Source organism: Rhizobium lentis (genome assembly GCF_014200175.1).
Classification (GTDB): Bacteria; Pseudomonadota; Alphaproteobacteria; order Rhizobiales; family Rhizobiaceae; genus Rhizobium; species Rhizobium mulingense.
Genome location: NZ_JACHBD010000013.1, coordinates 18,671 through 31,428, shown reverse-complemented (window position 1 = coordinate 31,428; position 12,758 = coordinate 18,671). Strand labels below are relative to the sequence as shown.

General features: G+C 58.1%; 10 protein-coding genes and 1 pseudogene. 6 read left to right on the top strand and 5 right to left on the bottom strand.

The window, feature by feature from the left end:
* Positions 1-121: 121 nt before the first annotated feature.
* From GGI60_RS26060 to repA, 5 genes and pseudogenes are all read right to left on the bottom strand, one after another.
* A protein-coding gene (locus GGI60_RS26060) for an IS630 family transposase (protein ID WP_097622115.1) occupies positions 122-1,070 on the bottom strand; the annotation gives its coding sequence in 2 pieces (ribosomal slippage) (positions 122-733 and positions 735-1,070; 948 coding nt in all).
* Between the two features lie 1,208 nt (positions 1,071-2,278).
* A pseudogene (locus GGI60_RS26055) lies at positions 2,279-2,809 on the bottom strand (integrase core domain-containing protein); the annotation flags it as partial.
* A 361-nt stretch (positions 2,810-3,170) separates the two neighbouring features.
* Positions 3,171-4,379, bottom strand: coding sequence for a plasmid replication protein RepC (gene repC / locus GGI60_RS26050; RefSeq protein WP_088396722.1), 1,209 nt, complete (start codon positions 4,377-4,379; stop codon positions 3,171-3,173).
* A gap of 155 nt (positions 4,380-4,534) precedes the next feature.
* The gene (repB, locus tag GGI60_RS26045) at positions 4,535-5,560 is read right to left on the bottom strand and encodes a plasmid partitioning protein RepB (RefSeq protein WP_088396721.1); all 1,026 of its coding nucleotides are present in this window, start codon (positions 5,558-5,560) and stop codon (positions 4,535-4,537) included.
* The gene (repA, locus tag GGI60_RS26040; protein WP_088396768.1) at positions 5,557-6,771 is read right to left on the bottom strand and encodes a plasmid partitioning protein RepA; all 1,215 of its coding nucleotides are present in this window, start codon (positions 6,769-6,771) and stop codon (positions 5,557-5,559) included. Before repA ends, repB begins: the two co-directional genes overlap by 4 nt.
* Positions 6,772-7,160: 389 nt before the next feature.
* On the opposite strand from repA, the gene traI reads away from it, so the two are divergent.
* Genes traI through trbJ form a run of 6 tightly spaced genes read left to right on the top strand, consistent with a single transcriptional unit; the run spans position 7,161 to position 12,674 of the window.
* Positions 7,161-7,784, top strand: coding sequence for an acyl-homoserine-lactone synthase TraI (gene traI, locus GGI60_RS26035; RefSeq protein ID WP_183919316.1), 624 nt, complete (start codon positions 7,161-7,163; stop codon positions 7,782-7,784).
* 11 nt (positions 7,785-7,795) lie between these two features.
* The gene (trbB, locus tag GGI60_RS26030; protein WP_183919318.1) at positions 7,796-8,773 is read left to right on the top strand and encodes a P-type conjugative transfer ATPase TrbB; all 978 of its coding nucleotides are present in this window, start codon (positions 7,796-7,798) and stop codon (positions 8,771-8,773) included.
* A complete protein-coding gene (locus GGI60_RS26025) occupies positions 8,763-9,140 on the top strand; it encodes a TrbC/VirB2 family protein (protein ID WP_088396718.1) in 378 nt (125 codons plus the stop codon). Before trbB ends, GGI60_RS26025 begins: the two co-directional genes overlap by 11 nt.
* The gene (locus tag GGI60_RS26020) at positions 9,133-9,432 is read left to right on the top strand and encodes a conjugal transfer protein TrbD (RefSeq protein WP_088396717.1); all 300 of its coding nucleotides are present in this window, start codon (positions 9,133-9,135) and stop codon (positions 9,430-9,432) included. The genes GGI60_RS26025 and GGI60_RS26020 overlap by 8 nt, the downstream gene beginning before the upstream one ends.
* Positions 9,433-9,442: 10 nt before the next feature.
* A complete protein-coding gene (locus GGI60_RS26015; RefSeq protein ID WP_183919320.1) occupies positions 9,443-11,899 on the top strand; it encodes a conjugal transfer protein TrbE in 2,457 nt (818 codons plus the stop codon).
* Positions 11,871-12,674, top strand: coding sequence for a P-type conjugative transfer protein TrbJ (trbJ, locus tag GGI60_RS26010; protein ID WP_183919322.1), 804 nt, complete (start codon positions 11,871-11,873; stop codon positions 12,672-12,674). The genes GGI60_RS26015 and trbJ overlap by 29 nt, the downstream gene beginning before the upstream one ends.
* Positions 12,675-12,758 lie beyond the last annotated feature (84 nt).

The window sequence follows — 12,758 nt, the reverse complement described above, 5'->3', positions numbered from 1 at the left end:
GGCCAAAATCTGCAAACATATTGTTTCGCGACCAGCAAGTTCCGACTGTCCTCGGAGCCTGGGAGGTCATCGTCCTGAAGCATCTCGCGGAAGCGTTGCAAAGATTACAAGCTAGAGCGTTTCAGGTTTTCACGGAAGCATATCCGGCATTGGCGAAGTAGTTGCTGCATTCGCTGGGCTCGATGGTTGTGACGAGGTGTCCGATGTGGCGCCAGGTGTCATCGATGGTTCGCTTCTGAGCCAGGCGCATCCAGTGCTTGATTTTGGCGAAAGCCTGTTCGATCGGATTAAGGTCGGGGGAGTATGGCGGCAGGTACCAGAGCCGAGCACCAGCGTTGCGGATCATCTGACGGATGGCGACCGACTTGTGGGAGCCGAGATTATCCATCACGACGATATCGCCGGGTTTGAGCACTGGTACGAGTTGCTGTTCGACATAAGCGCGAAAGCACTCACCGTTGATCGGTCCATCGAAGACACAAGGCGCGGTGAGCCGATCGCAGCGCAACGCGCCGAGGAAAGTCAGGGTGCGCCAATGTCCGTGCGGGGCGAAGCTGCGCAGCCGTTTGCCCTTCGGCCCCCAGCCTCGAAGCGGCGCCATGTTGGTCTTGATCCAGGTTTCATCGATGAAGACCAGCCGGCTTGGATCGAGGCCAGCTTGCCAGGATCGCCAGCGCTGTCGCCGTCGCGCGACGTCAGCGCGCGCCTGCTCAAGGGCGAACAGTGTTTTTTTTGAACCGTAGTCCCTCGCGCCGCAGAAACTGCCATACGGTGTCGTGGGATACCTTCACCCCTCGTGCGGCCAGTTCTTCCTTCAACCTGTTCAGTGACACATGCGGCGTCTGGTTGATCCGCTCGGCGATAAACGCTCGGTACGGCTCAAGAACCCGCTTGCGGTGGCCGCCCATCTTCCCAGGCGCGACAGATCCGCTCGAACGGTAGCGCTGAGACCACTTCACCGCTGAAGACACGGCAATACCGAACCGCACCGCCACCGACCGGCAGCTCTCGCCGGCTTCGATTGCATCAACAACACGCTTGCGAAGATCATTTGAAAGAGGTCGAGTCATCCGATGCTGGCCTCCACTCCAGCCAGCATCTTGAATCACAAAACAGCCAAAAACGGAATCCCTTCCGATTCAACTAAATCCGGATACGCTCTAATGTCTGCTTTCAGTCGTGACAAACATTGTCATTGGTCGCTTGATGGGGATAGGGGGAGCCTGTTGCCTCGGCTCCTCCCTCCCAGCCACCCGGCATCCGGATCCGCAACCGGGCGGTTGGAGCAGTTGAAGTCGTCAGGATCGCAGTTCTCCCAGCCTGACGCATGGCGTTGCTTATCCTGGTGCGGCGGATTTCATTTCTCGCTGCCGTGGCCCTTCGAGCTTCACCCTACCTGCCAGATCGGCGAGCTTCGCTGACGCGACCATCAGAGACCGTTCAAATCAGATAACCAGCGGTTCTCCCTTTCGCTCGTTCGGCCCTTCGTCCGCACTTCCGTGCTCACTACTACGGCCTCTGCTTCTCGCTCAGGCTCGACACCGTCGCCCTTTGGCGTGAGGCGAGATCTCCCCAGGTAAGAGCGCACTCCTTCACTGCCCGACCGCCGGATCTACGCCACCGCCTCTTGGTCAAGAGAGCTTCACCGTTCTTTGCCCGCTCGCCCTGGTCGGCACCGCCATATCCGATTCTTGTTCATCGGCCCTCAGTTTCGATCCACGCTTCCTCCTCACGGTTGGTCGCCCTTCCTCAGTTGCGCTTCGCTTCGCTCGCCATGACCAACTTACGGTAGGGACTTCCACCCACAAGAGTGCGCCCATGCTGGGCGCACAACACGAAGCTGCTCGATCGGGTCCGTGCATCAACTGACCTTACTACACCAGCCGCATAGAAGGCTGGCGGCCATTCTACCCAGTCAACCGTGACCTTAGAATGTCATGAGATCTTTGCGGTCATTACGATCAAAATTGCCCATCAAAACCTGCGAACCCATGGCGGCGACAGGACGGTACCTATCTCGATGGCTGACCTTGTGAAAGGTGGCCCCGAGGAGCGGGTCGTGCACCGTTCATAGAAGCGTCTGAAAAGTCGTTTCTTTTCAAAGTGTTGGAGCTGTGGTCAGCTGACCACTGGAAAACTAGCTGTTGGCGGGGCGTCTTACTCCAAAAAACTCCCTGCCAGTTGGCCCACGACAGCAGGTCGGGCGGAAAAACCTTGATCACTGGACCCGCTGGCTGGCGCTCAATCCTCATCCGGCGGCGATTAGAGCCTCGGCGGTTTAGAGTAGGCCAAATGGCGCGGTTACGGCGGTTATTTCGGCATCATTTGTCGGGGTCTGGTATCCGAGCGATGCGTGCGGCCGGAATTGGTTGTAATCGTCGGCCCATTCGGCAATGGCACTTCGGGCATGATCGAGGCCGAAGAAGAGGCTTTCGTTGAGCAGCTCGTCGCGCATGCAGCCGTTGGAGCTCTCGACATAGCCATTCTGCATCTCCTTTCCCGGCGCGATGTAGTGCCGCTCGACCTCATGATCTTTCGACCGGGCAAGGATGGCATTTGAGGTGAGTTCGGTGCCTGTCGGAAACGACCATTCCAGGTTTGCCGCGCATAGGATGAGGGTCGTCAGCTCTCGAGCGACGCGACGACGCAAGATCGAGGTGTCCGGGATCGCCGCCAGGCATTCGCGCGTCACATCGTCGACGATGTTGAGCACGCGAAACCGCCTTCCGCAAGTGAACTGGTCGTGAACGAAATCCAGCTACCAGCGGGCATCGGCTTTCGCTTCGACCAGGATCGGGGCCTCTGCGGATAGCAGCAGGTATTTGTTCCTATTGTTTGCGTCCTATTCCTTCGGCGCCATCGCGCATTCGCGATTAGCCGGCGCAGCAGGCCACCTTGCGATTTGCTCGCCGCGACGGTTCCAATGAATTACTGAATCGTGCGAAGACTTCGCTCCTGGCTTGTTTGTGCTCGACTTTGGAGCGACTTCGTATTGAGGTCACGGTCTACTGTTCCCCTAAGAGGCGTCATTTAGCTCAGGGCCCGACGGTAACCGGCACACAGTCCCTCCGACAAGCCGCCTTCGAAAATCAGCGTCTTCCAAGGGGTTAGCTCTGTGGTCAGCTGACCACAACCGAAATCCTCAGCGGCAGGATAACGATCAGCCGCACCTACCCAGCCCTCAAACCACCTTGTCCGTTGGCCTTCAACAACGCCATTAACATCGGGCCAAGCGAGAATTCACCGCGCTCACTCCGGCGCGTTAGATCCCGCAGATAGCCTCCAGGGGAGTTGATAAAATTAGCCCTTTCCAGGATGCACGCAATTGCCACCGCCGCGTTCTCCGGTCCTAGCGCCTCGCAGGCATCCTGGTAGGCGGAAGGGCTTACCCCCAGCATAGATCGAACCACCACAGCGGCAGACATCAGATCTCGCCAGTTCCCCACGCCGCGTGGCGCATAGTCGCTGATCATCGGGCACGCCTTGAGCACCAATTCCAATGGGAACGCCCTTTGCGATTTATTCTTCGGCTGATGGCTCAAGCCAGCCTTTGCCCCCTGCTCCTTTTCGGAGCGAGGTTCATATTCATTGATGGATTCGGGTTTTGAATTCTGTATGTGCTGCTCGATACGAGCAGCATTGGTGCTAATTTTTTCATTATTCTCAAGGTTTTCCAATCGATTGAGCACTTCCTCACGGAGCATCAACATTTCATCGAGAACGCTAGTGACCCCTTCAAGGGTCGGAACACGCGGAATTCTGCTCACGAGCGCAACGTAGATATCTTCGGTCGTCTGCCAATCGCCGTCTGCGCCCTCGACCATTGCAGCCGTGATAAGTTTGCGAACATCCCGCCGGCAAATGGTAAGGCTCTCTTTGGCCTTCCTGAGAGAGGCTCTCTCGGCCGCCACTCTTTGCGCCAACATCGCCAACTCTTCCGATCGCGCCAGCAGGGGCGACAGGTCGAAGCCGAAAGCGTTCTCGATCCGGCCATCGTCGCCCTTACGGGCGAAGCGCTTGCCATTTGCGCTATCCTTACGGACGATTAACCCCGACTCCACCAGGATAGCTATATGCCGCCGCAACGTTGCGCCCGCCATTGCATGCGCCCGAAGCGCCAGTTGAGCATTCGACGGGAAGACAATCAATTGTGCGTCCTGACGCAACTCATTGTCAGGATAAAAGCTCAAAAGTGCGTCAAGAACGGCCAGGCTGTTCGACTGGATCCCGAGCAGTCCCATCGCGGCGGAAGCGTCTCTCAACACTTTCCACTTATCGGCAATCTTTCCATGCTTGATCTCTATTGCCGCCTGGCGCCGCACGAGCGCAAGCGTCATCGGCCGCCGCCCGAACGGCGTCGTCACATTCCCCGAATGCATTGTCTCTCACCTTTCACCAGGCAAACGAAATTCGCTCACCAAAACGGCGCCAAAGACTCTTGACGAGGATTCGAGGAAATGCGATTCTGTTCTTGCTACAGAGACAGAAGGGCTTCCACGACGGCGACGTTGAGGGAGCTCTTTTCTTTTGCGGGTTACACTCCCTGTTTCCGTTGATGCGTTGCGCGATGCTCCTGGTAGAGCGCCGGCAAATGCTCGAGTACGAAAGCCGCGAAATCCGGCGTGGCTTTCCTGTCAATGGTAATTTCGACCTTGCTCTTGCTCTGCGTGACCTGCGCAAGCCTGTCGCCATCGGGGGTCGACATGACGTCTGGCAACCCGCGCGCAATCCGACGCGGTTTCAAATGGTCGATCACCGCCTTGAACCGGTCTGACGACGGCAGCGCCTGCACCTCTTCCGAGGCCGCATATTTCGCCGCGCCTCCCGGAGACGATGCTTTCTCAACCAGCTCTGCCAATTGCTGCCAACTTGGGCGTCCAACGCCTGGAGCGGCGCCAATGGCATCGATCAATTCAGAGGGGAGGGCGTCGACAAGCAGGAGCATCTTCGACAAGTTGCTTTTGTCGATTGACATAGCCGCGATGACGATTTCTCGTGGAAACTGCTTGTTTAGCTTGTGTGCGAAACGTGCCTTTTCGATGAAGGTGAGGTCTTCGCGCTCATTGTTTTCCTGACCCTGTGCGATAACCAACTGCTCGTCCGTCAAGTCCCGAACAACCGCCTTGACCGGCAGTCCTAGCTCCGAAACGGCGCGCAGCCGGCGGTGTCCAAAGGCAACCTGGTAGCGCCCGGGTTTAACGGGATGAGGTCTCACAAGGATTGGGACCTGCTGTCCTTGCTCGCGGACGGATGCAAGAAGTCCTTCGATATCACCTTGCATACGATCCTGAACGAAGGACGACTCAATTAACGACGTGTCCAGTTCAACCACGGCCTGACCTTCGGCTAGACGCCGCTCGATCTCGTCGGCACGACCAAGACGATCATTTTGCTCGCGCAACGCGTTACCGATGTTTGCAGTCAGCTTCGTCGCTGGATCTCGTTCTTTTCTGGTCACGCCGAGAAGCGGCATGGAGCGAGTCTTTGCCGCTCTGTGTTCAGCAGCTGATGAGCTGTCGGGGGCGTCCGTGGAGACGTCAAGGAGGTGCTTCCGACTCATGTGGTTCTACCCCATGCTTTTTTGATCAGAGTTTCGATCTCGTCGTTGACGGCGTTCATCGCCTCTAAGGCCCGATCATAGGTTGAGCGCGTGAACTGTCCGCGCTCAACCTCAAAGAGGGTTTGATTTGTCAGACCAGCGTCCGAAACGGCCGTCGTCTTGAGCATCGGAAAATTGAGGACATTTTCGCCGAAGATCGAACGCAGATAGCCCACCATCTGGTTCTGCGGGCCATCGCTCGGTTCAAAACGAGTGACGAGGTAGCGCATCCAATTGAACTTGAACTGGGCGCCTGCATTCTCGATTTCCCGAAGGAGATTCGAGGTCATCGCCAGAAACTGGTTCATCGACATTACATCCAACATCTGCGGATGGACGGTGACGAGGATCGAGGTTGCGGCAGTCAGAGCCGAAAGAGTGAGGTAGCCAAGTTGAGGAGGGCAATCGATAACGACGACATCGTAGTTGTCCGCGATGTCTTCGATGACCTGACTGATCCGACCGTAAAAAAGCGTGTCGCCTTCCTTCCGGTTCATAAGCGCGCGGGGGGTGTCGTGCTCGAACTCCATCAGTTCAAGATTGCCGGGAATTAGATGAAGATCCGGGATGTACGTTCCTCGGACAACCTGCTCGATTGGGACCTGCTCGTCATCATACCGGATGGCGCCATAGAGTGTTTCGTTCGGACCAACGTCAGTTTCTGGCTGACTGCCGAAGAGTGCGGAAAGGCTTGCTTGGGGATCAAGATCAATCGCCAGAATTCGGTAGCCACGCATTGCCAGGTACTGTGCCAGATGCGCGGCCGTCGTCGTCTTGCCCGAGCCGCCTTTGAAATTCATCACCGAGATGACTTGAAGCTGCTCTCCCGTGCGACGATGGGGCAGGTAGCGCCGGTTCCCGCGGCCAATCAGGTCCAGGTGCTTACGGATTGAATGAATATCCTCGATCGTAAACGTGCGTCGACCGCCGGGACTCATGCTAACGTGCAATTCAGGCATTTCCGAAGCAGTTTGCCTAAGATAAGACTCACCGATGCCAAGCAATTTTGAGGCTTCTGACGGTGCAAAGGATCGAATGCCCTTTTCGGACGTCGGCGGGAAGACCTTGAGATGATGGGCTTGAAGTTGGCTGGAGAGAGCGTCGGCATGACGCTCCATCAATGCGGTCAACCCTTCGACGACTGGCGCTGTTTTTGCTGCGGTCTTCGCCATCTCAAAACCCATTTCCTGCAAGTGGCGGAATTTTTCGCGAAACCGGTAAAGTTCCGCCACTAGCTATTAGAGCCGATTCTGCATTTTCAGCAAGGGCTTTTAGGTTAACGAAAGGTTAACGCGGAGAAGCCCGAAACGTAGAGCAAATGGATATTTCCGTTTAGAGCCTGAAGCTTAGCAAGGCCGCGGCACCGACGGGTTCACGGTATGTTTTACTGTGAATCCTACAAATGTGCCCGCGGCGATTTCGGCGAAAAGCAGAAGACTTCGGCAAAGGCGGTGATCTCCTTGCCGCGACTCACTCACAAAAAACCTTGTAGGATTCGACAACTGACGCCCGATTCCGATTCGTGCTGAGTTCCCGTCGCCTAACAACGACGGAGAAATCCATGCAGGTATTCGCGATCTCGACACCAAAAAATTGCTACGAAGCGCAGCTGGTTCAGGACCATCATAGGCTACGTGCGTCGGTCTTTGCCACTCGCTTGAATTGGGATGTGGAAGTGGTCGACGACTGCGAGGCAGATGGGTTTGACGCTCTCGGCCCGACTTACATCCTGGCTGTCACCGCGGCTGGACGACTTGCAGGATGTGCGCGCCTTTTGCCTGCGATGGGACCGACCATGCTGGCAGACGTATTTCCATCGCTGCTCCCAAAAGGCCGCCTGAACGCTCATCCCCTGATGGTCGAGAGCTCTCGCTTTTGCGTCGACACCGCCCTCGAAGAGGGGAGGGGAGACGGTTCGGTTCACGAGGCAACGCGGACCATGTTCGCCGGCATCGTAGAATGGTGCCTGGCGGGCGGTCTCACCGAAGTCGTTACGGTAACGGATATCAGGTTCGAGCGAATTCTTGCTCGCGTCGAATGGCCTCTCCAGCGCCTGGGGCAGCCGGAGAAGATCGGTGCCACCACCGCCATCGCAGGCACGCTGCCAGCAAACGCTGAGACCTTCCTGAGGTTACGGCCGCCGAACTACCAATCCAACCTCACCGCCTGCAGTCATCAAGCGTAACGGAGACCACTTTGACCCAGCTTCCTTCTCATCCCCGGCTCGTGCGCAAACTTCAGGAGGCGCTTGGCGATCAACTCTGCATCGCGCTCGAGGACGCGGCGGTCGTCGATATCATGCTCAATCCCGATGGAAAGCTCTTTATCGAACGGCTGGGCCACGGTGTTGCCCCGGCCGGAGAAATGTCCTCGGCGGCCGCGGAAATGGTGATCGGAACCGTCGCTCATGCCCTTCAGTCGGAGGTGGACGACGAGCAACCAATCATCTCGGGCGAATTGCCGATCGGCGGCCACCGTTTTGAAGGGCTGCTGCCTCCAGTGGTGGCCAAGCCCGCCTTCACTATTCGGCGCCGAGCGTCGCGGCTCATCCCGCTCGACGACTACATCCGGTCCGGGGTGATGGGCGAACATCACGCATCGACGATCCGAAGCGCCATCGCCGCAAGGCTCAACATCATCATCTCGGGAGGAACAGGTTCCGGCAAGACGACGCTCGCGAACGCGGTGATCGACGAAATCGTCAAATCCGCGCCGGAAGACCGTCTGGTCATTCTCGAGGACACCGCCGAGATTCAGTGCACGGCTGAAAACGCCGTTCTCCTGCACACCAGTGATACCGTCGACATGGGGCGTCTCTTGAAGAGCACGATGCGGCTTCGGCCTGACCGCATAGTCGTTGGTGAGGTCCGCGATGGCGCTGCGCTCACATTGCTCAAGGCGTGGAACACCGGCCATCCCGGCGGCGTCGCGACAATCCACTCCAACACCGCCATGTCGGCGCTGCGACGACTGGAACAATTAACTGCGGAAGCAAGTCAGCAGCCGATGCAAGAGGTGATCGGCGAGGCGGTCGACCTGATCATCTCGATCGAGCGGACGCCGCGCGGTCGGCGCGTCCGCGACGTGATTCAAGTCGAACGGTTCGCTGGGGGGCAATACGAAACTGAGTCCGGCCAGTTCACCGAAGAAGAGGAGGCGCGCCATGTCGCGTAAAGTTTCCCTCGTCACCATCACGCTCCTTGCGGCCCCGGTCGTGCTTGCTTCATTTGGTCCGGCTCTCGCCAGCTCCTCGGGCGGTGGTCTGCCTTGGGAAGGACCGCTGCAGCAAATCCAGGAGTCGATCACCGGCCCGGTTGCGGGCGCCATTGCGCTCGCGGCAATGGCGATAGCGGGCGGCATGCTGATCTTTGGCGGCGAGCTCAACGATTTTGCGCGACGTCTCGTCTACGTCGTGCTCGTTGCCGGCATCCTTCTCGGTGCGACTCAGATTGTCGGTCTGTTCGGTTCGACCGGTGCGTCAATTGGATTGGCGAAACAACAGCTCAACCCGCCTGCGGGCGGGGAGGCGGCCGATGGCTGAGTCGCTTACCGGATTGCAACGCAATCTCATCCACCGGGCTCTTTCCCGTTCAAATCTTTTGATGGGAGCGGATCGCGAACTGGTGCTGCTCACCGGACTTGCGGCCGTGATCCTAATCTTCGTCGTCCTCACAATCTATTCGGCGATCTTCGGTGTCGCCGTCTGGATCCTGGTCGTCGGGGTTCTCAGGATCATGGCGAAGTCCGACCCACTAATGCGACAGGTCTACATCCGGCACATTTCCTACAGGCCCACCTACAAGGCGACGAGTTCGCCTTGGCGCCGATACTGAGGAGGCGCCCATGGTAGCTCTGAAACGTTTGCGGACCACAGGCCCATCCTTTGCCGATCTCGTTCCTTACGCCGGTCTTGTCGATAACGGCGTTCTGCTTCTGAAGGACGGCAGTCTCATGGCGGGTTGGTACTTTGCCGGCCCCGACTCCGAAAGCGCGACCGCTCTCGAGCGCAACGAGCTGTCGCGGCAGATCAATTCGATCCTCTCTCGGCTCGGAAGCGGCTGGATGATCCAGGTCGAGGCGATCCGCATTCCGACCATGGACTACCCATCCGACGATCGGTGCCATTTCCCCGATCCGGTAACACGGGCAATCGACGCCGAGCGCCGGGCGCATTTTGCGCGCGAACATGGACATTTTGAGAGCAAGCACGCAATCGTTCTCACCTACCGGCCGCTGGAGTCGAAGAAGACGGCACTGAGCAAATACATCTATTCGGACGAGGAAAGCCGCAAGAAGTCTTATGCGGACACAGTGCTCTTCGAGTTCAAAAACGCCATTCGGGAAATCGAGCAGTATCTGGCGAACAACCTTTCGATCCGTCGGATGGAAACGCGCGTTGTCAGGGAACGAGGCGGGACGCGAAATGCACGGTACGATGAGTTGCTGCAGTTCGTTCGCTTCTGCATCACCGGCGAGAGCCACCCGATCCGGCTTCCCGACGTTCCCATGTACCTCGACTGGATCGCGACTGCCGAGCTCGAGCATGGGCTGACGCCGAAGATCGAGAGCCAGTTTCTCGGGGTCGTCGCAATCGACGGGTTGCCGGCGGAAAGCTGGCCGGGGATCCTCAACAGCCTGGATCTGATGCCGCTCACCTATCGCTGGTCGTCGCGCTTCATTTTCCTCGATGCCGAGGAGGCACGACAGAAGCTCGAACGCACCCGGAAGAAATGGCAGCAGAAGGTCCGGCCCTTCTTTGATCAATTATTCCAGACGCAAAGCCGGTCCGTTGACCAGGACGCCATGACAATGGTGGCCGAGACCGAGGACGCAATTGCACAGGCTTCGTCGCAGCGGGTCGCCTACGGCTACTACACGCCGGTGATCGTGCTGTTCGATCACGACCGCGAAGCACTCCAGGAGAAGGCGGAGGCGATCCGACGGCTGATCCAGGCCGAGGGCTTCGGAGCGCGGATCGAAACGCTCAACGCCACCGATGCCTATCTTGGTAGCCTGCCGGGCAATTGGTACTGCAATATTCGCGAGCCCTTGATCAACACCAACAATCTGGCCGATCTTATCCCGCTCAATGCGGTCTGGTCAGGTAGCCCGATCGCGCCGTGTCCATTCTATCCGCCAAATTCAGCGCCGCTTATGCAGGTGGCGAGCGGCTCCACACCGTTTCGCCTGAACCTGCATGTCGGCGACGTTGGACATACCCTCGTGTTCGGTCCGACGGGCTCCGGCAAGTCGACCCTTCTGGCGCTGATCGTCGCGCAGTTTCGACGCTACGAGAACGCCCAGGTCTTTGCCTTCGACAAAGGCAACTCACTGCTGCCGTTGACGTTGGCAGGTGGCGGCGACCACTACGAAATTGGCGGAGACACTGAAGGGGAGGGGAAGGCGCTTGCCTTCTGCCCGCTCTCCGAACTCGGAAGTAATGCGGACCGGGCCTGGGCGAGCGAATGGATCGAGATGCTGATCGCGTTGCAAAGCGTCACAGTTTCGCCTGATTATCGCAATGCCATCTCCCGGCAGGTCGGCTTAATGGCAAGCGCCCCGGGCCGATCGCTCTCAGATTTTGTGTCTGGGGTCCAGATACGCGAGATCAAGGACGCGCTTCACCATTACACGGTCGACGGTCCGATGGGCCAGTTGCTCGACGCCGAGCAGGATGGCCTTTCGCTTGGCGCGCTGCAAACCTTCGAGATCGATCACCTCATGAATTTGGGAGAGCGCAATCTAGTGCCGGTGCTTACCTACTTGTTCCGGCGCATCGAAAAGCGCCTCGATGGCTCTCCAAGCCTGATCCTGTTGGACGAAGCTTGGCTGATGCTCGGTCACCCCGTTTTTCGCGCAAAGATCCGCGAGTGGCTGAAAGTGCTGCGCAAAGCGAATTGTGCCGTTGTTCTCGCCACACAATCGATCTCGGACGCGGAGCGCTCGGGGATCATCGACGTCTTGAAGGAATCTTGCCCGACGAAAATCTGCCTTCCGAACGGTGCTGCGCGCGAGCCGGGAACGCGGGAATTCTATGAGCGCATCGGCTTTAACGAGCGCCAGATCGATATCGTCGCGGGCGCAGCCCAAAAGCGCGAATATTACGTCGCCACGCCAGAGGGCCGGCGGCTGTTCGATATGACGCTTGGCCCCGTCGCGTTGAGCTTCGTCGGGGCTTCCGGCAAGGACGACCTAAAACGCATCCGGGCGCTGATTGCCGAACACGGCCGTGACTGGCCGATCCATTGGCTGAACACGAGAGGAGTTCACGATGCCGCATCGCAGCTCAATTTCGAGTAGATGGCTGACGGGCTTAAGCGCCCTCGCAATCGGAGTTGCTACCGTGGCGCAGGCCGAAGCTGGCACCGCCACCGACGCAGCAACCGAGTGGACTCAGGTCCTCAACAACGGCGAACTGGTTTCCCTCGTCGGTCAATCCGGCGAGCAGATTCAGAATCAGCTGACACAGATCAGCCAGCTTGCGCAACAGATCGAGACCCAGCTGAACATCTATCAGAACCTTCTCCAGAACACGGCGACACTGCCGTCTTACATGTGGGGAAAGGTCGAAAGCGACCTCAATCGGCTCCGCAGCATTGTTGACCAGGGGCAAAGCATATCGTTCTCGATGGGGAATGCCGACGATGTCTTGCAGCAGCGCTTCCAGAGCTATGCCAACCTCAAGACCAACCTTCCGAATGCAGCCAGCTTCACATCCACGTATCAAACTTGGTCAGATACCAACCGTGACACGATCGCCAGCACATTGAAGGCGGCAAGTCTCACGGCCGATCAATTCGACAGCGAGGAAAACACGATGTCAACGCTGCGCGCGATGTCCGAGACCGCCGACGGGCAAATGAAGGCGCTCCAGGTCGGTCACGAAATCGCTTCGCAGCAAGTCGCGCAGATGCAGAAAATGCGCGGGCTCGTTTCACAACAGATGACCATGATGGGCACCTGGCTCCAGACCGAGCAGACTGACAAGGATCTCGCACAGGCTCGTCGGGAAAAGTTCTTTGGCGCGACTGCACCATCCACGTCCGGCGGGGAAAGGATGAAAGTCGAATGGTGAGAACCAAGTTGATCCTGACCTCTTTCCTGAACGTGGTCGGCATTCTACGCACGGCTTGGCTCATTTTCGAAAGACAGGCGGCGC